Genomic DNA, 22,656 nt, shown 5'->3' with positions numbered 1-22,656 from the left:
CAGAGCCCAAAGCACCTCTGGAATCCATGAAAGGGGACGGCCGTGCACTGTCTGATCACCGGCGGCGCCGGGTTCATCGGCTCGCACTTGGCGGAGTATCCGCTCGGCCTGGGACACGAGGTGGTGGTGCTGGACGATCTGGGCACGGGCCGCGAGGAGAGTCTCTCCGGGCTGCCCGGCCGGCACCGGGTGCCGATCCTGGTCGCGTCGACGAGTGAGATCTACGGGAAGAACACGGCGGGTCCACCTGCAGAGCGGCCGGTACGGCATGGTCGTGCCGCGCTTCGCCCAGCAGGCCCTGGCCGACGAGCCGATCACCGTCTTCGGCACGGCACACCGACCGCCACCTCGGTTCGTTCAATCTTCACATAATGCCGGGAGTTCTCCACCGGGCATTCGCTTAATGACGGCTACAGCTGTGATAAAGGCTCTGATATGGTTCCAACGCGGTAACTAACGGAACGAGGGGTGATACGCGGATCATCTCTCGATCAGTACGGGGGAATAAACGTATGGGATCCGTTCGAAGTACCCAACTTTACATAGCACCTGACGGTGCCAGGAAGTATTTGTGGAAACAATTCCAGCAGAGTTCCGCCGGGGCCGGTCGACTGATCATGGTCAGCGGTGGAATAGCCAGTGGTAAAACGGCCCTCCAGGAGGATCTGCTCGACGAGGCGGCCGGCGCGGGGGCGTTGACCCTCAGCGCCACCGGCGCCCGCGACGAACAGCACATCGGCGCGGCCGTCATCGATCAGCTGCTGACGAATTCGTCGCTGCCGATCGAGATCCCGTCCACCTCCGCCCGGCCGGGCGGCGGCACCGCCGCCCCCGACGGGCCCGACGAGTACGCGGGAGCCCGGCTCGTCCGGGACGTGTGCGACACCCTTCTGGGACTCGCCCGCACCCGGCCCGTCGTGATCGGCGTCGACGATCTGCACTTCGCCGACGAGACATCGCTCAAGCTGCTCTCCCAGCTCCAGCGCCGGATCCGGCGCACCCGGCTGATGATCGTGCTCACCCAGCCGGACTGGCAGCACTCACCCACCCGGCTGAGCAGCCACTTCGCCCGGCAGCCCCGCTTCCAGGCGGTCCAGCTGGCGCCGCTGCCGCCCCGCTCGATCGCCCGGCTCCTCCAGGAGTCGCCGGACGGCGCGGCGGACGCGGCGGCGGACGAGGTGGCGGGCCGGATCCATGTCCTGAGCGCCGGGAACCCGCTCCTGGTCCACGCCCTGGCCGAGGACTACCGGGACAGCGGCGCCCGCCGCCGGGTCGCGGCGGGCCCGGCGTACAGCGCCGCCGTACAGACCCTGCTGGAGCGGCCCGACACCCAACTGCTCGACGTCGCGTCGGCGGTGGCGGTCCTGGGCCGGCACGGCGACATCCCGCACCTCGCCAAGCTGACCGGGATCGACCCGGACACGGTCGCCACCCTGCGCGGCGCGCTCCAGCAGGCGGGGCTGCTGGTCGACGGCGCCTTCCGGCACCCGGCGGCGGGCACGGCCGTCCTCAACGTCCTCACGCCCTCCGCCAGAACTCGGCTGCACACCGCCGCTGCGGAGCTGAAGTACCGGGCGGCGGCCGCGGCGACCGATGTGGCGACCCACCTGATCACCGCGGCGGACGCCTCGGCGACCTGGTCCGTCCCGCTGCTGCGCAGGGCCGCGGAGCAGGCGATGACCGCCGACGACGTACAGTTCGCAACCAAGTGTCTGGAATTGGCTCTCAACGCCACCCAGGACGAGCGGGAGCGCCGGGCCCTGCGCCGGTCGATCGCCCGGAGCCTGTTCCGGGTGAACCCATCGGCGGTGAACCCCTACGCGGCTCCGCTGCGGGAGGCCGTACTCGACGGGGTCTCGGATCACGCCGACTGCTTCGCCGTGATGCGCCACGCCCTGTGGCAGGGCGACCGGCAGACCTACCTGCGCGCGCGGACGGCGCTGCTGGCCGGCGGTGAGCCGGTCGACCCGCAGACCATGGTCGAACTCGACCTGGCCTACCGCTGGCACTTCGGGCCGCGGCCCGCGACGACGGGCGACGACGGTACGAGGCCAGAGGGCGCCGGAGCCGAGGGGCCCGGGGGTGCCGGCGCGCCGCGGACGGTCCCCCAGCGCGCCACCCCCTGGAGCCACACCGCGGACACCCTGCTGCGGATGTGGCGGCAGCGGGGCGACGGCGCGACGATCGCCGGGGCCGAAAGGATCCTGCGCAACTGCCGCCTCGGCGACACCGCCCTGGAGGCGATCGCCATGGCCATCTCGGCGCTCGTCCGGGCCGGCCGGGTGGACAGCGCCGAGCGGTGGTGCGTGACCCTCAGCCGGGAGGCGCACCAGCGGTCGGCGGTCACCTGGGAGGCGATGCTGGTCGCGCTGCGGGCCGATATCGTGCTGCGGCGCGGCGACATCGCCTGCGCCGAGGACCGGGCCCGGGCCGCCCTCGACATGCTGGGCGACCAGAACTGGGGCGCGTCCATCGTCCACCCCCTCTCCACCCTCCTGATGGCGAACATCGCCGCCGGGAACCTGGAGGAGGCGGCGAGAACACTGAAGCGACCGGTGCCCACCGCCGCCTTCAGCACCCTGGGCGGGCTCCAGTACCTCAGGGCGTGGGGCCACTTCCACCTGGCGACCAACCGGCCGCTGGCGGCGGTCAGCCTCTTCCAGCGGTGCGAGCAGTTCACCCGGGGCTGGGACCAGGAGGCGGCGCCCCTGGTGCCCTGGCGCAGCGACCTGGCGGAGGCCAACCTCCAGCTGGGCAATGTGCCGATGGCCCGCGACCTGGCCAGGCAGCAGGTGAAGCTGGCGGTCGACACCGACCCGTACGCCTGCGGCCTGGCACTGCGGGTCCTGGCGATGGCGGCGGCCCCGCAGGAGTCGGCCGGCATCTCCAGCCGGGCCGCCACGTACTTCCGCGAGGCCGGTCACCAACTGGAGCTGGACCGTACGCCGAAGCTGCTGGAGCGGTCCCGGCCCACCGGTCCGGGGATCGCGGAACGTACCGCGGCACGGCGTGACGGCGAACGGCCGGTACGGGCGCCCGGGCTGCCCGCGCAGCGCCGGGTCATGGTGCCCCGGGCACCGGGCCGGGACCTGCTGGTCACATCGGCCTCGGTCACCGGCCGGACGGACGTCCCGGTACGGGAGCCCGAGCGGGCGCGGCAGGACGCGGGCGAGAGCACCGTCCTGAGCGAAGCGGAACTGCGCGTGGCCCACCTCGCCGCCCTGGGCCACACCAACCGGCAGATCAGCAACGCGCTCTTCATCACCGTGAGCACGGTCGAGCAGCATCTGACGCGGGCCTACCGCAAGCTGGGCATCAGCGGGCGCAGCGCCCTGGCGAACAAGCTGAGCCTGCGCCAGCCCGAACTCGCGGCGAAGAACGGAGGCTCGTTCTAGGACGCGTCCGCGAAGCCGTGTCCCGGCCCGGCCGGCCCCCGACGGGGGCGGCCGGGCCGTCGCCGTACCAGCGCCGTACCGGCGGGACAGCCCCGTCCGAGACCTCCCGGGAAAGCCGGAGGAGACCGGGAGCGCCGGGTCACCGCCGGGTCGCCGGGTCACCGGGTCACCGGGAGATGAGGGGCGAAAGAGGACCCGAAAAACGCTCCCGTCAGGGGTTTTAGGGGCCGCCGGGGCCCGCTCCCAGAGACCTCAGGCGATGGAGTGGGCGGGCAGCCCCAGGGCGCGCCGGTGCACGGCGAGTCGAACCTTTACGGGTCCGCCGTCGACAACGGAATGCGGCGCGGTTTCCCGGTCCGCTCGTCCCGGCAGCCGGGAGCCACCGGTGAACTCCCCGGTGTTTCCCACGCCTGGTACTCGATAACGGCAGCAGTCCGGCTATCGGGTGGTGGAACAAGGACCGCGACGGGTGTGCGTGGTTGTATCCGTGAACGGCTCGCCCCGAGCTTTCCCAGCTCGATACCGGCCGCACGCTACCGACGGGAAATCGGTCGTACCACCCCTAACCTGCGGCGGGACGGCGGGAGTCGGCCCCCACCGGCGGCCGGCGGGCGACCGGTAGGGGTTGCGGGGTACGGGGTCGAGGCCGGAACCTGGACCACTACAATTTGCCCGTGATGTGTGCACGCGAATGAGGCTGCGGAAATGTCAACTTCGATGCCGTCGAGCCTGTGGCTCCGAAGCTTCCATCCCGCCCCCGCGGCGCCCACCCGTCTGGTGTGCCTGCCGCACGCCGGTGGGTCGGCGTCGTACTACTTCCCGGTGTCGAGGACCCTGTCACCGGGTGTGGAGGTGCTGGCGGCGCAGTACCCGGGCCGCCAGGACCGGCGGTCGGAGCCGTGTCTCGACTCGATCCCCGAACTGGCCCGCCGGCTCGCCGGAGAGCTGTCCCTGTTGCCGGAGAAGCCGCTGACCCTCTTCGGGCACAGTATGGGCGCCAGTGTGGCGTTCGAAGTGGCCCGGCTGCTGGCGGAGACGGACGTACCGGTGCTGGGGGTGATCGCGTCGGGTCGGCGCGCGCCCTCCACCGACCGGGTGGAGAACATACATCTCCGTGACGACGAGGGGATCCTGCGGGAGCTGCGGGAGCTGGACGGCACCGACACCGAGTTCCTCGGGGACGACGAACTGGTGCGGATGGTCCTGCCCGCGATCCGCGGCGACTACGCGGCCGTGGCCAACTACCGCTGCGCGCCGGAGGTACGGATCCCCTATCCGATCGCGGTCATGGTCGGCGACTCGGACTCCAGGGCCACCATCGACGAGGCGCGGGCCTGGGAGGGACATACCTCCGGCGGGTTCGACCTGCGGGTCTTCCCCGGTGGGCACTTCTATCTCAACGACCGGCCCGCGGAGGTGACCACCGCCGTCGCGGGTCATATCGCCCGCTGGTCGGCGGTGGCGGACGCGGTGGCGCCGTAGGACCCGACGCGATGGCCCCGTAGGGCCCGGGGTGGGCCCCTCCCGGCAGGAGGGGCCCTCCCCTTGTCAGGCCCACCCCTGTCGGGCCCGCAGCGCCGCCCCCGGGTCGTATCACCGGGTGATCCACGGTGACGGCCGCACGGCCGCCGGGAACAATCGGTGCGACACCGGGGGCGAAGAAGCCGGTCCGGGCGGCCGGGGGAAGGACCGTCCGGACCAGGGTTCCCGGTTACCGGCTGGTGTGCCGGGAGAAACGGTTCACGGTGAAGGCGGCGGTCAGCACCAGGATCGGCCCCCACCAGGCGAAGGCGATCCATACGTCGTCGCCGACGGGGACGTCGATCAGCAGGCCGCGGACCGCGTTGACCACGGAGGTGAAGGGCTGGTGATCGACCACGGCCTTCAGGACCGTGGGCATGTTGTCCGACGGGACCAGCGCGCTGCTCGCGTACGGCAGGAAGACCAGGATCATCGAGTATCCGCCGGCGGCCTCGACACCCCCGGAGACCACCCCGAGCAGGGTGGCCATCCAGGACACCGCGAGCATGAAGACCAGCAGGACCGCGAAGGCGGTCACCCACTCCGCGGGCGACGCCTCGGGCCGGAAGTCCACCAGACAGCCGACGCCGATGACCAGCGCGACGGAGAGGATGTTGCGCAGCACCGCGGAGACGACATGACCGACGAGGATCGCCGCGCCGAACATCGGCATCGTCCGGAACCGCTCGACCAGGCCGTTCCGGAGGTCGTTGGCGACCCCGACGGCGGTCGCCGAGGCGCTGAACGACACGCTGAGCACGATGACGCCGGAGATCAGATAGTTCACATAGCTGGGACCGCCGGTGTCGATCGCGCCGCCGAAGAGATAGCGGAACAGCAGCAGCAGCATGATCGGCAGGATGACGGCCTGGATGACCTCGTCCATGCTCCGGGTCAGATGCCGCAGGCTGCGGCGGCTCATCACCACACAGTCGGCGAGGACCGAACCGATACCGGAGCGGTCCCGAACGGCTACGGCCCGGCTCATGCGACTCCCCCTCGGGTGGTCGCGGCGACCGAGCCGGAGTGGGTGTCGCTGGTCAGCAGGCGGAAGACGTCGTCGAGGGTGGGCTGATGCAGCGCCATACCGACAACCTCCGTATGGGTCTCCGCCGCCCGGTTGAGCAGGCGGCGGATGTCCTCGGCACCGTTGACGGGGACGCTGATGGTGTTCTCGTTCATCCGCTCGCCGTCGAACAGGGCGTGCGCCATGGCGAGATCACCGGGGGCGAAGGTCAACTCGACCCGCTCGGAGCCGATCCGGCCCTTCAGCTCGGCGGCGGTGCCGTCGGCGACCACCCGGCCGCCGTCGATCACCGCGACCCGGTGGGCGAGTTGGTCGGCCTCCTCCAGATACTGGGTGGTCAGCAGGACCGTGGTGCCGTCCGCCATCAGCCGGCGGATGGTCTCCCACATCGCCATCCGACTGGTGGGGTCGAGACCCGTGGTCGGCTCGTCGAGGAAGAGCACCGGCGGCTCGTTGATCAGGCTGACCGCCAGGTCGAGCCGGCGGCGCATACCGCCCGAGTACGTCTTGGCGGGCCGCTTGGCGGCCTTCTCCAGATCGAACCGGGCCAGCAGCTCCGCCGCCCGGCGCCGGGCACCCCGCGCGCCGAGGCCGAAGAGCTGCCCCATCATGACGAGGTTCTCCTCACCGGTGAGGAGTCCGTCCACGGCGGTGGACTGACCGGTGAGACCGATCAGCCGGCGCACGGCCTTCGGGTCGCGGACCACATCGTGGCCCTCGACCAGGGCCGTGCCGCCGTCCGCCTTGAGGAGCGTGGCGATGATCCGCACCGTAGTGGTCTTGCCGGCGCCATTGGGCCCCAGCAGCGCGAGCATCGTGCCGCGCTCGACTCGCAGATCGACCGACTCCAGAACCGCCGTGTCGCCGAACGACTTCCGCAGTCCTTTCACTTCGATCGCGTAGCTACCGGTCATCCAGACACATCCCCCACGAGAACCTCGCACCCGAAACCGTATACGCCCTAAACTCAGGTATAAGTGATACAGGGTTTCCCTCAGCACTGTCAAGCCGATCACGGAGAGCGATGACCGCCAGCCGAAGAAATAAAGAAATCCAGGTCAAGACCCTGGAAGTGTTGTGGGGCAGTGAGCCCGGCCGCTCGGCCCGGGGACCCAAGCGGGGTCTGTCCGTGGAGAAGATCGCCGCGGCGGCCATCAAGATCGCCGACGAGAAGGGGCTCGACGGGCTCTCCATGCAGCACGTCGCCGGGCACCTGGGCTACACGGCGATGTCGCTCTACCGCTACGTGCCGGGCAAGGAGCAGCTCGTCGACATCGTGTACGACCGGGCTCTCGGCCCGCCGCCGGGCCGGGAGGGCTCCGAGGAGACCGCCGACGCCACCGCGCCCGCCATCGCGCCCGCCGGGGAGGGCGAGCGGGACTGGCGCTCGGGCGTGTACCGGTGGGTGCGGGCGATGCTGGGGGTGTACCACGACCATCCGTGGCTGCTCGACATCACCACCAGCGCCCCGCCGCTCGGCCCCAACCAGCTCGCCTGGTTCGACGCGCTCCTCCAGGAGGTGTCGGACATCGGCCTGGGCGACGACGAGATGGTGCATCTCGTGCTGTTCGTCACCGGCGCCGTACGCGACCTGGCGCGGACGTCGAGCGCGATCGCACAGTCCCCGGACCGGACCGGGGTGTCCGTGGAGCAGATGGCCGAGGGGTACTCCCACGCCCTGAAGGACCTCGCGGACGGCACCCGCTTCCCCGCCCTGTCCCGGGTCGTGGCGGCGGGGGTCTTCGAGCCGTCGGAGGTCCCGTACAACGACATCGTGCCGAGCCTGGAGTTCGGTCTCCGGCGCCTGCTGGACGGAGTCGAGTCATATGTCCGCACCCGCCGCACGGCACGGCAGGCGGAGCCCGGGACCACGGCAGTCTGATCAGCCGGGAACGCCTGCACACCCGCCCGGAACGGAGGTTCGGACGGGGGTGGTACGGGGCCGGGGGCCGCGCGTTCCCCCTACTCCCGGGCGCGGCCCCCAGAAATGGGTACGCCACCGGGACCACCCCCGCGCGCGCGGGGACCACTCGCGCGGATCGGAGAGCAGCACGTGCCCCAAGGGACCACCCCCGCGTGCGCGGGGACCACCTCGGTGACGAGGTGTGGTCGCAGCTGCTGACGGGGCCACCCCCGCGCGTGCGGGGACCACACTTCGCGACCTGCTACTTCTCCCGGCCCCGGCAGCGTTTCTCGTCACTTCCACCGACTCCGGCAAAAACCCCGAAGAAACCCAAGTCGCCAACTCGATCGCCCACCACGCCACAATCCTACGAGCCCGCCCACGCGCGAGGGCGCACGGGCCGCCTCCACCGACAGGCCCGGCATCGTCACGTCACAGAGCCGCGAAGGCCCCGGCGACCGCCGCGCAGGTGGCCGCGAGGTCGTCGTCCGTGGTGACACTCGGGACGAACCAGCAGGCCATGGGGAAGGCGTTGGCGTGGACTCCGCGTTTGAGGAGTTCGTGCCGGAAGGCGTGGGAACGGGCCTGGTCGACACGGAGCAGGTCGCGGTAGTGGCGGGTGGCGCGGCCGTCGGGGGTGAACACGGCCTGGAACATCGCCCCGACCCCCTGCACGGCGCAGGGGATCCCCCGGTCGTGGGCGGCTTTCCGTACCGCTTCCATCACCTGACGGCCGGTCTCGTCGATCCGCCGGACGACGGCGGGATCCCCGAGTTCCCGCAGGGTCACCAGGGCGGCCGTCGCGCACAGCGGTGAGGCGTTGTACGTGCCGCCGTGCTTGACGCGCCCCGAGGCGAGCGCCTCCATGATCTCCCGCCGGCCGGCGAACGCGGCGATGGGCAGCCCGCCGCCGAGCGCCTTGGAGAACACGGCGAGGTCGGGCACCACGCCGAAGAGGTCCTGGGCCCCGCCGGGGCCGGTGCGGAACCCCGTACAGACCTCGTCGAAGATCAGCACGATGCCGCGCGCGGCACACTCGTCGCGCAGGACCTCCAGATACCCCGCCTCCGGCATGGTGCACGCGTTGTTGGCGACGATCGGTTCGCAGATGACGGCCGCGAGGTCGCGGGCGTGGGCGTCGAGCACCGCCCGGAGCGCCACCGGGTCGTTCCACGGGCAGACCACCACGTCGTCCACGACACCTGCGGGAATCCCCGGGGAGTGCGGCACGGACCGCGGGGCTCCGTAGGGCCCGCCTTCGTCCTCCGTGGGACGGTTCGAGATCGCCAGGGTGTCTGACCACCCGTGGTAGTGGCCCTCGAACTTCAGGACCCGGGAGCGCCCGGTGTGTCCGCGGGCCGCGCGCACGGCGCCCTGCACGGCCTCGGTGCCCGAGTTCGCGAAGCGGACGAGTTCCGCGCAGGGCACCATCCGGCAGATCTCCTCCGCCAGCTCCACCTCCGCGACATTGCACGTCCCGAACATCGTCCCGGTGCGCAGGACCTTGGTGAGGGCCTCCGTCAGCACGGGCGGGGCATGGCCGAGAACGGCGCTGCCGTACGAGATCAGATAGTCGACGTACTCGTTCCCGTCGACGTCCCGGATCCGGGCCCCGTCCCCGCTGCTCATATAGAGCGGATACGGATGCGGCCCCGTGGAGGTGAGGCGGGACGACGAGCTGACCCCGCCCGCGAGGGACTCCCGGGCCCGCTCGAACCACGCGTTGCTGCGGTCGGTCCCGTGCGGCGCCGGTAAACGGCCATTCATGGTTGCTCCTGTTTGTCGAGGTATGCCCGGGGACACAGTTCCGGGTGTCCTGACCGGCGCCGTGGACGGCGTGAGGCAGTGCTACGAAGGGGTGGTGCGGTGTGCTGAGGACGGCCGTCGTCACGGGAGCGGGCAGCGGTATCGGCAGGGCCTGCGCCCTCGGTCTTCTGGCCGACGGCTGGACGGTCGTCCTGACCGGCAGACGGGAGGGACCGCTGTACGAATCGGCCCGGCTCGCCCCCGCGCACGAACGGGACCGCGCGGTGGTACTGACGGTGGACATCACCGACCCCGATGCCGTGGACGCGCTGTTCACCACGGTGGTGGAGCGGTTCGGCCGACTGGATCTGCTGTTCAACAACGCCGCCGACACGATGCCGTATACACCGACCGAGGACGTGAGCCCGGCGGACTGGCACCGGGTCATGGACTCGGTCGCCACGGGCACCTTCCTGTGCTCACGGGCGGCCTTCCGGATCATGAAGGCGCAGACCCCCCGGGGCGGACGGATCATCAACAACGGAGCCCCCTCGGCCCAGATGCCGCGACCGGACTCGATCGCCTTCACCGCCGCCAAACACGCCGTGGCCGGTATGACCCGCTCCCTCTCCCTCGACGGTCGCCGCTACGACATCTCCTGCGGCCAGATCGACATCGGCAACGTGACCCCCGCCGACCGCCCGCAGCCCGCCGTCCGGCAGCCCGACGGCTCACTCCGGGTGGAACCCACCATGGACGTCCGGCATGTGGTCGACACGGTCCGGGCCATGGCTGCTCTTCCGATCGGGGTGAACATCCAGTCCGTCCTCGTCATGCCCAGCTCCATGCCCTACGTCGGCCGGGGATAGTCCCGCCACATACGCCTCCACCCGGTGGCCGGGCGACAGCCGTCCGGCCACCTCCCAGGCGAGCATCCGGTGCAGCCCGTCCAAGTGGATCAGCCCGTCCCGTACCGTCAGTTCCGCGTAGTCCGGCCCTCCCACCGCCCTGGTGCTCAGAAATAGCGGCGTGGCCCCGGAGCGGAGCTGACGGTCCACCTTGCGGGCGCACAGCGGATTGGACACGGAGTACGCCTCGCCCAACTCCGCCAGCCGGGCGGCGGCCGCCGCTACGGTGAGCCCCGTCCTCGGGATCAGCTCGAACTCCCCGTCCTCGCCCAGATGCCAGGGCAGCACCACCGCCCGGACCTCCGGGCCCGTCAGCAGCACCCGGTGCCAGCGGCCCGCCGCGAGGGCCTCCGCACCACGGATATGGGTCTCCGCCTCGTCGTTGGAGTTGGCGGGGTCGTCGGGGCGGTACGGGTGGTACCGCGCGAAGTGGGCCAGGGCGCCGTCGAAGGGGACGGCCTCCAGGACTCTCATGCCCGCCGCCCGGCGCCGACCGGCTCGTACGCGCTGAAATGGCGTTCCTCGAACAGCTCCGCCCCCGGCCCCGGTCTCGGTCCGCGCTCCCGGCCGACCGCGAGTATCCGGCGCCAGTACGGTTTCACGGGCGGCCACGGCTCACCCGTACGGCAGTACGACGCGTCGATCATGTACCGACTCTCCCCATCGGACCCGGCCGCGTCCCCGGCGCGGGCCGTGTCACCGGCGCGCCGGGCGTGGAACAGTGCCGAGTGGAGGACCACCGTGGACCCCGGAGGCAGCTCGTCGATCAGCACCTCCCCCGGCAGGACACCCGTCCCCAGATGACCACGGGCATCCTTCTCCGCGACCTCGTGATGCGACCCGGGCAGCACCGCGAGAGCGCCCATATCCGGCCGCAGCCCATGGAGATAGTGCAGCGTATGCACCATCGGAAGCCGCCGGTGGCGCTGGGGCCGCTGCTCGAAGTCGTGATGCCAGGCCTTGCCGGGCGCGCCGGCGGGACGGCGGTCACTGTGCAGATGATGAAATACGAAGGACGGCCCGAGCAGGTGCTCGTCCGCCAGCAGCTCCAACAGCGGCGGGAACACCGCCAGCTCCCCGTGGGCCGCCAGCTCCAGCTCGACCATCTCCGGCTCGGGACAACGCTCCGGGCGTAAGCAGGCGTCGATGGACCGTTGCCGCAGCCCGGAGTCCACCCAATGATCGACCTCCCGCGTCAGACGCTCGACGAAAGGGGCCGGCAGCAGCCCCGGAAGCACCAGGAATCCCTTCACACCGAACTCCCCGATCTGTGCTGCGACGTCCGAAGAGGCGATCACGCGACTGAACCTCCGTTGTCCACCGAGGGCGGCCCGAAGAAGACCGGGCTGCGCCATCCATATCCCGGACGCTGTGCGACCATGCGATCACGGAAAGGAATGGCCAAAGCTCCGGCCCTGGAGGTGCGACAGCAAGCCCTCATGGAGGCGAAGGGCGATCTCCGGGACGGATGAGGCACCACCACCCCACCGAATCGCCCGATTCGCGCCCCGAGGACGGACCTCCGCCGGACAACGGCCCTTCCCCCGGGCCCCAGGCAGCGACCACGGGCCCCCTTCGCGATGAGCGACACGGCCACGGAAGCGCCCACGAACCCAACACCCGCCAGCCCGGCGCCCCCACCACGTCACCACGTCAGTACGTCAGTACGTCCGCCAAGTCCACCGCCGCTCGGGTACGTGCGGGAACCTGCCGCGCCGGAGCGTCATCACGGTCATCCCGAACCGGGCGGCCGCCTACCGAAGACTCTCCAGGTCTACGCCCTCTGTTCCGGCACTGGCCACGGTTTTCCCGTCCGGGCTGATGGCGACGGAGTGCAGAGCCCCGGCGTTGCCGGGGAGGACGATGGTCTCGCTCCGGCCGGCGATGTCCCAGATACGAACGGTCCCGTCCACGCCCGCGCCGGCGATCTTTTTTCCATCCGGGGTGTACGCGACTCCCGTCACGCTTCCGGTGTGGCCGCCGAAGGTGGTGGTAGTGGTCCGGGAGGCCATATCCCACAGTCGGACTCTGCCGTCCTGTCCGCCACTGGCGATCGATTGTCCGTCAGGGCTGAAGGCCACCGACAACACACGGTCGGTATGACCGGTGAGCGTGGCGAGGGGGCTTTCGCCGGCCACATCCCAGAGGCGGACCGTACCGTCCCAGCCGCCACTGGCGAGGGTCTTCCCGTCAGGGCTGAAGGCGACCGAACCGACGTTGTCGGTGTGGCCGCCGAAGGTCGCGACGGGAGCTCCGCCCGGCACGCTCCACAGGCGCACCGTTCGGTCCAGACCCGCACTGGCGAGCGTCCCGCCGTCCGGGCTGAAAGCGACCGCGTAAACGGAGTTGGTATGACGGGTGATCGTCGTGACCAGCCTGCGGTCGGCCACGCGCCACAGTCGGACCCTGTTGTCCCAGTCCCCCGTGGCGATGTTCTTTCCATCGGGACTGAACGCCACAGCGTGCACGACGGAACGCGCGAGGATCGTGGCGACGAGGGATGCGTCCGCCGCGTTCCACAGGTCGAGGGTGTAGTCCCGGCTGCCGCTGGCCAGGGTCTTCCCGTCGGGGCTGAACACCACCGAGTACACCTCGGCGGTGTAGTCCGCGAGACCCGCGGTGTCGGCACGATGGGAGGGCCCGTCCTCGTCGGGCTCGAACGCCGCCCGCATGGCTGCGGCGATTCCCATGACGGCCGTCGCGATCAAGGCCAGGACGAGGGTCCGGCGACCCGACCCGTTCCGTCCGGTCGTGCCTGCGTCGGATCTGGGCCATTCCGGTCGTCGGGGCATCCCACCGGGACGAACGGCGGGCTGGTACCGCGGTCGGGTACGGACGTGGTGGAGGGTGTTCAGCAGGGAGACCAGTGTCCTGGCAGTAGGTCGCTGATCGGGATTCTTCGCGAGGAGACCGTCGAGGACGGAGGTGAGGTGGCCGGCGTAACGAGGCGCGGGAACGGGCTGGTAGAGGATGGCGTGGAAGAGGGACGCGAGGGTGGCGGCGTCGAAGGGGGCCCTGCCTTCCACGGCGGTGTAGAGGGTGGCCCCGAGTGACCAGAGGTCGCCGGCGGTGGTGACATCCGCGCCTCGGAGCTGCTCGGGCGGCATGTACTGGGGCGTTCCGATGACGGTTCCGGTACGGGTGAGCCGGGTGCCCGCGGAGTCGTCGAGGGCTCGGGCGATGCCGAAGTCGGTGAGAACGGTACGGGACCCGTGGATGAGGATGTTGTCGGGCTTGAGGTCTCGATGGACGATGCCGACGGCATGGGCGTGCGCGAGCGCTTCGGCGATTTCCAGCCCGATCGCGGCGACACGCTCCCAGGGGAGACGGCCGTTCTCCGTGATCAGGTTCCCCAGGGATTGCCCGGGGATGAACTCCATGACGATCCACGGCGTATCACCGTCCTTGACCACGTCGTGGACGGTGATGATCCCGGGGTGGCTCAGCTTGCCGGCCAGCCGCGCCTCGCGCATGGTCCGCCGAAGCAACTGCTCCCGCTCCTCGGGCGGTATCCCGGCGGGCAACACCACCTCTTTGACCGCGACCCGGCGGTGGAGAGTCTGATCGTGCCCCCGCCACACCCGCCCCATGCCGCCTTGCCCCACCGGCTCGACTAATCGGTAGCGCCCACCCACCAGGCGTCCCTCGGCCTTCACCATGGAGGTCATTCTAGGCAACGGCACCCGGGGAAACCCGGCTGATCCCGTATCCGGAACTCCAGGACGAGAACCTCCAGAACCGCCCCGACGGCCACCCGTTTCCCGACCGAGATCCCTGCCGGTACGAAGGCATCCCGAACCCCTCCCCGCCGAAACCAAGCCGCCCTCACCTACACCCCACCCGGCCCCGCCACCGAGGACGTACGCCTACGCCCCGGTGACCGCCAACATGTACCTGGCGTCCTGACTGTGAACCCGCCCGACCTGGTGCCCCCCTGCCAATCCACAGCTCCGGCAAAAGACCACCACCCCGCATGCGCGGGGACCACCCGGTCGTGCTGCTGGACGAGATCGACACCGTGGGACCAACCCCGCGTGCGCGGGAACCACACCGCCAGGGTGACCAGCACCAGGATTCCGACTGGACCAACCCCGCGTGCGCGGGGACCACACGGTCGATGCGCGCCGGTCCGCCCTGCCCTGGGGACCAACCCCGCGTGCGCGGGGACCACAGAAGGAGCTGTCTCGAACCTATGTCGACGACGGGACCAACCCCGCGTGCGCGGGGACCACATCGACCAGCCACGCCGCGGCGCGGTCGATCGCGGACCAACCCCGCGTGCGCGGGCACCACACTTCGCGACCTGCTACTTCTCCCGGCACCGGCACCGTTTCGCATCACTTCCACCGACTCCGGCAAAACCCCCGAAGAGTCCCAAGTCACAAACCCGATCGTTCACCACGCCACGATCCCGCGAAGACCGGTTCTCCGGCCAGCGCACCGAAACCGTCCCGCCACCCGGCACGACGTGGGAAGAGTGCTCGCCACCGGCGAGGCGTACAGCCGTCCCGCCCACCATAAGGTGGGGACGAAACCGCAGAGAACTGGATAAACGACAAACCAAGAGGTTCTCGGACGTGTACGAGCCGCGTCAGCGGGAGGGTTCTGCCGGTCCCGGGACGGATCCGGGACCATCGCCGGCCCTACGGACTCCGGGGCGGCCGCCGTCAGTTTGTCATGCCATCTGCCAATAGAGGTGCTTTTGCGAAGGATTGTGGAGGGTGAGGGAGGTGCGGGCCAGATACGGAGAAGGTAGTGCTCGGTGGGTTCGTTGCGGACGGCGCCGGGGGCGGTCGCGCGGCCGCGGGCGTAGACGCGGATCCGATACCAGCCGGGGCCCGCGGTGCTGAGGAGGGGCAGGCCGGCGGGATGTCCTTCTTGGAAGGAGTCGACGCGCAGGTTGCCGCAGCGGCTGTGGATGTTGCCTTCGACGATGCCTTCCCAGGAGGTGCCGTCTTTGTCGGGTCGTCCCGGACGGCGGTCGACCCCGACGCAGACGTAGCCGGTGTGGATGGCGGTGCGGATGATCGCGCCGGCGGACATGACTGCGATCAGGGGTGTGCTCCAGTTCGCCGTCTCGATCGGGATCTCCCCGTTGTCGAATATCCCGAAGGCCAGGTCGTCCACGCGGACGGACGATGCATTCATTCTGCGATCACCACATAGTCGGAACAGATGTTCAGGTCGCGTCATGGGTTCGGTAGGCCCTGAGGCCCGCGTAGGCCATGACGGCGGCGAAGGCGAGGAAGACGGCGGCTCCGGCGGCGGGGGAAAGGTCGCTGCCGACGAGGGCGTCGGTCAGGGTCCGGCCGTCCTCCGGCTGGAGGTGCGAGCCCGCGGCCAGGGCGGCGCGGCCCGCCGCGAAGGGCAGCCGGCCGGTGACGGCATCGAGGCCGGGGACGAGACCGAGCAGGGCCCCGGCGAGCCGTTCGCCGATCAGCGGCCAGAGCACCAGCAGCAGGACTGTGCCGACGCGGTTGCGGACCAGGACGGCGGTGGCGGTGGCGATCACCGGCCAGCAGATCATGAAGAGGGTGTAGCCGAGGAGGCCCGGTACGGCCCGGCCCCAATGGGGCTGGTCGTATCCGCCGAGGGCCAGGGAGACGGTGCTCGCCAGCATGGTCACCATCGCGCCGCCGAGCGCGGTGACCGCGCCGATTCCCGCGCCGAGCAGGAGTCTGGCGTGGTAGGCGGTGCGCCGGTCGGCCAGGGTCAGCCAGGTGGTCCGCGCCGCGCCCCGGCCGAACTCGGTCGCGACCGGGCCCGTGGCCAGCGTCAGCACAAGCAGCGCGGCCGGCGGAAGCTGGAGGGAGACCGCGTCCAGTTGGACCGCTGTCACCGTGCCCCAGCCGGTGGGGGCTTCGCCGTCCCCGACCCCGAGGGGCGTGCCCGCGCCCGCCAGCAGGCTGAGGGCGGCAACGGAGCCCAGGAGGATCCAGGTGGAGCGCAGGGCGGCCAGATGGCGCCAGTGGTAGTGGACTGCCCGGCGTAATGCGGTGGCCCGGGTGACCGGTGTGCCGGTGGCCGGGGTGAGGGCCGTGGACGTCATGTGATCCGGAACTCCTCCTCGGCCACCGAGAGGTAGAAGTCCTCCAACGAGGGCGGCCGTTCGTCGAGCCAGTGGACGGGGATACCCCGCTCTGCCGCGAGGTCGCCGATCAGGAAGCGGGAGATGCCCCGGATGCTCACCCGGCCGTCGTCAAAGGGTGTGAAGGTGCCGTTCAGCCGTCGTACGGACTCCGCCAGCTCACCCGCCCGGGGGCTTTGAAGTGTCACTTCGCCGCCGTACTGGGCCAGGTCGTCGATGGTGGTCTGTGCCACTACCCTGCCCCGGGCGAGGACGACGACCCGGTCGGCGAGGTGCTGCATCTCCGCGAGCAGATGGCTGGAGACGAGGATCGCCTTCCCCTGCTCCGACGCCATCCGCCGCAGGATGTCGCGCAGCCAGCGGATGGAATGGGGGTCGAGCCCGTTGGCCGGTTCGTCGAGAACCAGCACGGGCGGGTCGCCGAGCAGGGCCTGGGCGATACCGGCACGCTGCGCCATTCCGAGGGAGAGGGTGTCGAGTTGCTTGTCGGCGGTGTCGGCCAGGCCTACGGCGTCGATGACCTCGGCGACCCGGCTGTCCGGTACGCCGGCTCCGGCGGCGACCATCCGCAGATGGGAGGTGAGGGTGTGCCGGGAGTGCCCGGCGACCCCGCCCATAACGGCACCGACGACCCGGGCCGGATCCCGCCAGTGGTCCAGGGGGTGGCCGAAGTACGTCGTCGTTCCGCCTCCGGCGATCAGTCCGAGCATCAGCCGCAGGGTCGTCGTCTTGCCCGCCCCGTTGGCCCCGAGAAAACCCGTCACCGCCCCGGCGGGCACGATCAGCCGGACATCGTCCACGATCCGCCTGCCCCGCCGCTGCCACACCAGGCCCTCCGCGCGCACCACGTCAGCCATAAGTCAGCCAGTACAGAAGGCCGAAGAAGAGCAGGACGACCAGCGCGAAGACCCCGCCGACACCGGGATTCTCCCGACGGGCTCCGCACCACACGAGCGCGACCAGGGGCGGAATCCATCCGGCAAAGTAGAACATCCATCCGAAGCGCAGATCACCATCCTCCCGCCCCAGGGCGAAGGAGATAAATGACGCCATGATGAACATCGCCGGTGCTGCCCAGAGATTACGTAAGACGGTCTCCGACTTCAAGACCACGGGATCACCTTCCGTGTCAGGCAAGGGGCCCCGCCCGCCGGATAGGGGAGTGGCCATCCGGCGGGCAGGGCTCAATTCAACCGCAGTGGTTCTTCAGTGTCAGTACTGACTGAGGATGTAACGGATTAGAGCATCGATCGCCGCTGTGGGCAGAGCCTTGATCATCCACTTGACCGGATTGAAGCTGGACAGGTTGTCGACCCACTTCATGAAAGCGGCGCGGCCCTTCTTCGCCGCTTCCCATGCCTTTTTGGCCAGGCCCGCCTTCTTGATGGCGTTCCAGATCGCCTTGATCGACTCCGGCGTCACGTCCGAGGCGGCGGGCGCCGGCGCCGAGGCGGGGTGCGTGTCGACCGGAACGGATACGACGGACACAGCGGACGGGACAGGCGTGGCGGTGGAGGCGTTGGCCACAGGTCCGGCGATGCCTAAGGCGATGGCGGCGGCGACCGAAACTCCGACCGCGCGCATGGTAGTGCGCTTCACGTGCACTCCTTGATGCATAGCCGGGGAAGAGGGCCATGCAGGAGCGCAGGCGATGCTTCCACGCAAGGCCCGTGCTCCCGCGGTCTTCTTCCCCGTTTGGCTCCCCGTGTGCTGGACTCGATTGGTCCGACCGGGGCGTGCCTGTGGAAGTTATCCCGGATTTCAGGGCCTGATCAACGAGCGCGTTCGGTGAACAACGTCACGGGCGACACGCATTCGAATGTTTTGCATATGCCGTAGCTGGCGAACAGTCAGAACAAGCCGTCGATATACGCGGCACACGTGCAACCGGATGGAATCGGCCGCCATGCACGGGAACGCGCCAACTGTATCACCGGGAGATGGCCTTCACCGGCCCGAAAGGGCAAAGCGAAGAGGCTCATCACTGGATGCCCCGAAACGGAACAGGAATGCCCCCGTTCCTCTTGACTGTCGAAAACTCAACACCGACTGGCGAATACACGGCGCAGGTACCGCATCAGGACCGGGTGGCCGGCGGCTCGTATCAGAGGAAGCCGAGGTTCCACGGTCGGCGTCCGGCATCTCGTACTGCTCTGGTTGCCTGCGGGCGCCCCAGGAGGACTGCCAAGCCCGCGGTCGCCGAACCCAGCATCCGGTATCCCGCGACGCCGCTTCCACGGCTCCGGTCAGACGTCGGTGGGGGCAGGGCGGTGGCGAGTCGGGCTGACGTGGTGAGAAGCCTGTGTGGGGCAGAGGGGTCAGCAGACCTGGGAGGTGATCTGCCGACGGGCCGAATCCCAGACCTTCTCGAACTCCTCGGAGGTGAGTTCCTCGGGGTCGTGGCCTTCCCACTCCGAGACGGGCGCCTCGGCCGTGATCCCGAACCTGCTGTCGTACTTGTCGACACGGCCCGCGTCGTAGGCCTGCTGCCATTCGGCGAGGGAAGCAGCCGCAATCGGGGTCAGCCCGGGCCCTGCGAACTCGACCTGCCGGACCACCCAGCCGTCGGCATCGACCTCGAAGTAGTACCAGACGTCTTCCTCGTCCCAGTAGCAGCGCATCCATGTGATCACCCGTCCATGATGACCTTGCCGACTGCCGCCACAACCGCGCCTCCGCCGACTGCCCAGCCCGGGCTCGCCAGATGTAGGAACATCCCCGCGTCCGCGGAGCCGATACGGGTGCAGCGTACGGGCGGCCTCTTGGGCGGCGCCTGCGCGGCGTCGGCGGCTCGGTTCGCCGTGGTGAGGTTCCGGTCGCGGCGGCCTGTTGGTGGAGGCGGCCGTGAAGCACTGGGGATCGCGGGCGGCGCGGGCCGTCAGACGCACACGACCGTGTTCCGCCGCTGTCCCAGCCCTCTGCTGCACCGTCGACTTCCTCGACCCGTCCACGGGAATCGCCATCCACGTCTTGCCCCCACCTTCCGACCCGTGCCCCGGCCGGGCCTCGTGCGGCGGGGACGGAGCCGTCCCCGCGCAGGCTATGACCTCCGCGACTCGTCATCCCTCGGAAGCACGGAACAGAAGATCACGTAGACGGCAAGGCAACGTAGAGGGGACTGCCGGGGTCGCCGTCGATGTAGTCGGCGAGCATGCCGATACCGAGCAGTCAGGCTCCTCCCCCGGCAACGACGAAGACGATGTCGCCGTCTTCCCGCAGCAGGCGCATTCCACCCCATAACGGTTCTGGCCCAACTTCTATGGTTTGGCAACTCCCTGTGACCATTGGTCTCGCTGATAGGTCTCGCGAGATCGTCCGGAAACTGCCGGTGCCGATCGTGTTCGGGCTGATGATTCTGGACTGTGCGCGAGGTACTGCTCCGGCTGGAAGAGCTGCTCTTCCTGGCGGATCCGGGGATCAGGGTGGAGTCGGTGCAGGACGATGACGAAGTGATCCGAGTCGGTGTCAGATGCAGGACGGCCAGGGCTCGGTGCCCGGAGTGCGGAAGCTGGTCGGGGCGGGTACATCGGTCTTTACCTGCGGTTTCCCGCTGACCTCCCCGTAGCTGGATGGCGGGTGGTGCTGCGGCTTCGTGTCCGGCGCTTCACGTGCGAAGACGTCTCCCTTGCCGGAGAGCGAGCGCCTGAAGCTCAAATCCGTCCTCGCGGGCTGCCCCGAACTGGATGCCCTCACCGGACACGTCCGCGCGTTCGGGAAGATGCTCACCCCAGCTCCAAGGCGACCAGCTCCCGCAATGGACCAAGTCGGTCCGCGCCGACGACCTGCCCAGCCTCCACGCCCTCGTCAACGGCCTCGAACGCGATCTCGCCGCCGTCACCGCCGGCCTCACACTGGCGTGGAGCTCCGGCGTCGTCGAAGGTCACGTCAACCGGTTCAAAATGATCAAGCACCAGATGTACGGCCGAGCCGGCTTTGACCTGCTGCGGAAACGAGTCCTGCCGGCATCTTGACGCGCCGGTCACGAGCTCTGCTGGAGTCGCTCCGCAGCCTGAGCAGGGGTGTCGTAGTAGCCAGGCCGTGCCAGCAGGACCGAGCTGAAGTGGTAGCCCTGTTCTTCCTCGGGCTCATCATCGGCTGCGAACGGACGCCAGAAGCTCAGCAGCAAGTCCGGGGCGATGAATGAAGCATCGTCGTCAGGATCTTCCTCGATTGAGGTGAACTCACCCATGCACCGGACCACCTCGCGGGCTGGAAGCGCGAACACGTCCACACCTTGAAACAACACTCGGTCCATCTGGGACGACGGCCTTCCCAGCTCGATGGCTTCAAGACTGTCTCGCATGCAGTGGATGCTGATCATCAGCCCGCTGGGACGGAAGACGTGCTGCCCCGGCCGATCAGACTCCGAGATCGCAGAGAGATCGCGGAGCGAGTCCAGCGCCGTATTGGCCGCGTGCCGATTCATACCGATCCGCAACGGGCCAACGCCGGTCGGCGGGGCGAGGTCGAAGTCCATGTGGGCATGATCCCCAACAGATCTCTCAACGAGTCACGAAGGCCCATCCAGTCCAAGCAGGTTACAGAGCGCCAGAGCTCCACAGAAGTCGGCCAGAACCGTAACTCACCAACAAAGCCACCAGGCCCGACGTGCGAGTCGGCACGCCAGGGGCGCCCGGCTCACACGTCGGACATGCCGGTGTGCCGGACTGATCCGCACACAGCGCGCGGACCCACCGGAACTCGCCCGGCGGGCCGTCGCGCTGCGTGCGGGGCGGAGGTGCCGGGTCACTCCGGGCCGCGGACCGCGGACCGCGGACCGCGTCGAACAGTGGCCGATCCCGCTCCTCCGCGCCTCCACGGAGGCGACACGGTCGGAATGACGGCTACGACAGCGGGATCGCCGCTTCGGTCGCCCGGCCGAGCGGTTTCGCCGGGGCCTGGGAAGTGTGGGGGTAGGCAGCCGACCGGTGCTGGAAGGAGAGGATCTTGGGATTCTGGACGACGCCGTCGCGGATCTCGATGGCCTTGCGGATCGTGACGTCGCTGTCCCATGCCTCGGGGCCGCTCATGACCGTGCGCAGATGGGGAAGGAGCGCCTCACTGTTCTCCCAGGTGGCGGAGTTCCACAGATGAGACGGGCTGTGATCCACCGCGTAGTAGTGGCAGCCCTGTCCGACCGGGAACATGGGCTCGCCGAAGGTGGTCGGGCGGGCCCATTCGAAGCCCATGCCCTCGTCGCAGGCGACGTCGATGAAGAAGGTTCCCGGCCGGAAGAGCGCGAGATCCTCATTGGTGGCGAACATCAGCGGCGCATCGGTGTCCTGGAGTACGCAGTTGACGATGATGTCGAATCCGGCGAGGTATTCCACCAACGGCATGGAACCGCCCGCGGCGAAGGCCTGGAGGCGGGTGGGGTCGTCCTCCTGCTCCGCGAAGTGGCCCATCACGACCGAGGGCATCGGCGAGGCCACCGCCGCGGCAGCGCGCTGGGTGAGCACCGTGACATCGGAGACCCCCATGGCGCCCAGGCCTGTGACCGCTCCGCGCGCCGTGGCGCCGAAGCTGATGACCACCGCGCGCAGCCGGCGGCCGTAGCTGCCGGTCAGTCCACCGAGCTGGAGGGCTTGCAGCACCGAGCAGTAGCCGGCGAGCTCGTTGTTCTTGTGGAACACATGGACGCTAAAGGCACCTGTGGAGGTCCAGTGGTTCATGGCCTCCCAGGCGATCAGGGTCAGCCGTCGGTCGATGCCGATCTGGGTCATCTTCTCGTCCTGCACGCAGTGCGGCCATCCCCACAGCACCTGGCCCTCGCGCAGCTCGGCGATGTCGTCGTGCATCGGTTTCGGCAGCACCAGGATGTCGCACTCGGCGAGGAGTTGCTCGCGGGAGCGCAGGCCGCCCACGAGTGGTCGCAGCGCATCGTCCGCGACGCCGAAGCGTTGGCCGTAGCCCTGTTCGAGGAAGATTCTCTCGCGTACGTCCGGGGCGATCCGGCCGAGATGGTGAGGGTGCAGCGGCAATCGGAACTCGTTCTCCTTGCGAGAGGAGGCGATCACTCCGAGACTCATCAGGCTCATGTGGGGCGGCTCATCTCCGGCCGGACGCGA

20 protein-coding genes, 1 pseudogene and 1 CRISPR repeat array are annotated in these 22,656 nt (G+C 69.5%); of the genes and pseudogenes, 6 read left to right on the top strand and 15 right to left on the bottom strand.

Annotated elements, in window-relative coordinates:
- Positions 1–42 precede the first annotated feature (42 nt).
- A complete protein-coding gene (locus ACFXG1_RS18030; RefSeq protein ID WP_384721016.1) occupies positions 43–372 on the top strand; it encodes an NAD-dependent epimerase/dehydratase family protein in 330 nt (109 codons plus the stop codon).
- Positions 373–569: 197 nt separating this feature from the next.
- Positions 570–3,395: an AAA family ATPase gene (locus ACFXG1_RS18025; RefSeq protein WP_384743465.1), complete on the top strand. Its 2,826-nt coding sequence runs from the start codon at positions 570–572 to the stop codon at positions 3,393–3,395.
- Between the two features lie 252 nt (positions 3,396–3,647).
- Here the strand turns inward: ACFXG1_RS18025 and ACFXG1_RS18020 are convergent, their stop codons facing one another.
- A complete protein-coding gene (locus ACFXG1_RS18020; protein ID WP_384722256.1) occupies positions 3,648–3,803 on the bottom strand; it encodes a hypothetical protein in 156 nt (51 codons plus the stop codon).
- 297 nt (positions 3,804–4,100) lie between these two features.
- On the opposite strand from ACFXG1_RS18020, the gene ACFXG1_RS18015 reads away from it, so the two are divergent.
- The gene (locus ACFXG1_RS18015) at positions 4,101–4,877 is read left to right on the top strand and encodes a thioesterase II family protein (RefSeq protein ID WP_384722259.1); all 777 of its coding nucleotides are present in this window, start codon (positions 4,101–4,103) and stop codon (positions 4,875–4,877) included.
- A 229-nt stretch (positions 4,878–5,106) separates the two neighbouring features.
- Here ACFXG1_RS18015 and ACFXG1_RS18010 read toward each other — a convergent pair whose 3' ends face one another.
- Positions 5,107–5,904 carry an ABC transporter permease gene (locus tag ACFXG1_RS18010; protein ID WP_384722262.1) on the bottom strand — a complete coding sequence of 266 codons (798 nt, stop codon included), beginning with the start codon at positions 5,902–5,904 and terminating at the stop codon, positions 5,107–5,109.
- On the bottom strand, positions 5,901–6,857 hold the full coding sequence (locus tag ACFXG1_RS18005; protein ID WP_384743460.1) for an ATP-binding cassette domain-containing protein: 957 nt from the start codon (positions 6,855–6,857) through the stop codon (positions 5,901–5,903). The genes ACFXG1_RS18010 and ACFXG1_RS18005 overlap by 4 nt, the downstream gene beginning before the upstream one ends.
- Positions 6,858–6,967: 110 nt before the next feature.
- On the opposite strand from ACFXG1_RS18005, the gene ACFXG1_RS18000 reads away from it, so the two are divergent.
- Positions 6,968–7,825: a TetR/AcrR family transcriptional regulator gene (locus ACFXG1_RS18000; RefSeq protein ID WP_384723503.1), complete on the top strand. Its 858-nt coding sequence runs from the start codon at positions 6,968–6,970 to the stop codon at positions 7,823–7,825.
- A gap of 453 nt (positions 7,826–8,278) precedes the next feature.
- On the opposite strand, the gene ACFXG1_RS17995 is transcribed toward ACFXG1_RS18000, so the two are convergent.
- The gene (locus ACFXG1_RS17995) at positions 8,279–9,613 is read right to left on the bottom strand and encodes an aspartate aminotransferase family protein (RefSeq protein WP_384718122.1); all 1,335 of its coding nucleotides are present in this window, start codon (positions 9,611–9,613) and stop codon (positions 8,279–8,281) included.
- A gap of 101 nt (positions 9,614–9,714) precedes the next feature.
- Between ACFXG1_RS17995 and ACFXG1_RS17990 the strand changes: the two genes are divergently transcribed.
- Positions 9,715–10,461 (top strand): SDR family oxidoreductase, encoded by a 747-nt coding sequence (locus ACFXG1_RS17990; protein WP_384718120.1) that lies wholly within the window; start codon positions 9,715–9,717, stop codon positions 10,459–10,461.
- A 42-nt stretch (positions 10,462–10,503) separates the two neighbouring features.
- On the opposite strand, the pseudogene ACFXG1_RS17985 reads toward ACFXG1_RS17990, so the two are convergent.
- The 9 genes and pseudogenes from ACFXG1_RS17985 to ACFXG1_RS17945 form a co-directional block, all read right to left on the bottom strand.
- Positions 10,504–10,974 (bottom strand): annotated as a pseudogene (locus ACFXG1_RS17985) (DUF6309 family protein); the annotation flags it as partial.
- A complete protein-coding gene (locus ACFXG1_RS17980) occupies positions 10,971–11,798 on the bottom strand; it encodes a phytanoyl-CoA dioxygenase family protein (protein ID WP_384718118.1) in 828 nt (275 codons plus the stop codon). The gene ACFXG1_RS17980 and the pseudogene ACFXG1_RS17985, both read right to left, overlap by 4 nt.
- Positions 11,799–12,254: 456 nt before the next feature.
- Complete coding sequence (locus ACFXG1_RS17975; protein WP_384743455.1) at positions 12,255–14,159, bottom strand: WD40 repeat domain-containing serine/threonine protein kinase; 1,905 nt, start codon at positions 14,157–14,159, stop codon at positions 12,255–12,257.
- Between the two features lie 301 nt (positions 14,160–14,460).
- A CRISPR array of direct repeats spans positions 14,461–14,794; the repeat unit is 22 nt; unit sequence GGACCAACCCCGCGTGCGCGGG.
- Positions 14,795–14,895: 101 nt separating this feature from the next.
- Positions 14,896–15,627, bottom strand: a complete 732-nt coding sequence (locus ACFXG1_RS17970) for a hypothetical protein (RefSeq protein WP_384710459.1) — start codon at positions 15,625–15,627, stop codon at positions 14,896–14,898.
- A gap of 52 nt (positions 15,628–15,679) precedes the next feature.
- Positions 15,680–16,549: a hypothetical protein gene (locus tag ACFXG1_RS17965; protein ID WP_384710462.1), complete on the bottom strand. Its 870-nt coding sequence runs from the start codon at positions 16,547–16,549 to the stop codon at positions 15,680–15,682.
- Positions 16,546–17,445 carry an ABC transporter ATP-binding protein gene (locus tag ACFXG1_RS17960; protein WP_384710465.1) on the bottom strand — a complete coding sequence of 300 codons (900 nt, stop codon included), beginning with the start codon at positions 17,443–17,445 and terminating at the stop codon, positions 16,546–16,548. Before ACFXG1_RS17960 ends, ACFXG1_RS17965 begins: the two co-directional genes overlap by 4 nt.
- On the bottom strand, positions 17,438–17,701 hold the full coding sequence (locus tag ACFXG1_RS17955; RefSeq protein WP_384710468.1) for a hypothetical protein: 264 nt from the start codon (positions 17,699–17,701) through the stop codon (positions 17,438–17,440). The genes ACFXG1_RS17960 and ACFXG1_RS17955 overlap by 8 nt, the downstream gene beginning before the upstream one ends.
- A 99-nt stretch (positions 17,702–17,800) precedes the next feature.
- Positions 17,801–18,187: a hypothetical protein gene (locus ACFXG1_RS17950; protein ID WP_384710471.1), complete on the bottom strand. Its 387-nt coding sequence runs from the start codon at positions 18,185–18,187 to the stop codon at positions 17,801–17,803.
- A gap of 719 nt (positions 18,188–18,906) precedes the next feature.
- Positions 18,907–19,209 carry a hypothetical protein gene (locus ACFXG1_RS17945; protein WP_384710507.1) on the bottom strand — a complete coding sequence of 101 codons (303 nt, stop codon included), beginning with the start codon at positions 19,207–19,209 and terminating at the stop codon, positions 18,907–18,909.
- Between the two features lie 1,062 nt (positions 19,210–20,271).
- On the opposite strand from ACFXG1_RS17945, the gene ACFXG1_RS17940 reads away from it, so the two are divergent.
- On the top strand, positions 20,272–20,559 hold the full coding sequence (locus ACFXG1_RS17940; protein WP_384710474.1) for a transposase: 288 nt from the start codon (positions 20,272–20,274) through the stop codon (positions 20,557–20,559).
- An 8-nt stretch (positions 20,560–20,567) separates the two neighbouring features.
- Here the strand turns inward: ACFXG1_RS17940 and ACFXG1_RS17935 are convergent, their stop codons facing one another.
- Positions 20,568–21,065, bottom strand: coding sequence for a hypothetical protein (locus tag ACFXG1_RS17935; RefSeq protein ID WP_384710477.1), 498 nt, complete (start codon positions 21,063–21,065; stop codon positions 20,568–20,570).
- Between the two features lie 367 nt (positions 21,066–21,432).
- A complete protein-coding gene (locus ACFXG1_RS17930; protein ID WP_384710480.1) occupies positions 21,433–22,626 on the bottom strand; it encodes a N(5)-(carboxyethyl)ornithine synthase in 1,194 nt (397 codons plus the stop codon).
- Positions 22,627–22,656 lie beyond the last annotated feature (30 nt).

Origin of the sequence: Streptomyces sp. NPDC059248 (genome assembly GCF_042753905.1) — a bacterium.
Classification (GTDB): domain Bacteria; phylum Actinomycetota; class Actinomycetes; order Streptomycetales; family Streptomycetaceae; genus Streptomyces.
The sequence above is the reverse complement of the archived record's forward strand: the minus strand, read 5'-3'. Positions and strand labels throughout refer to the sequence as shown.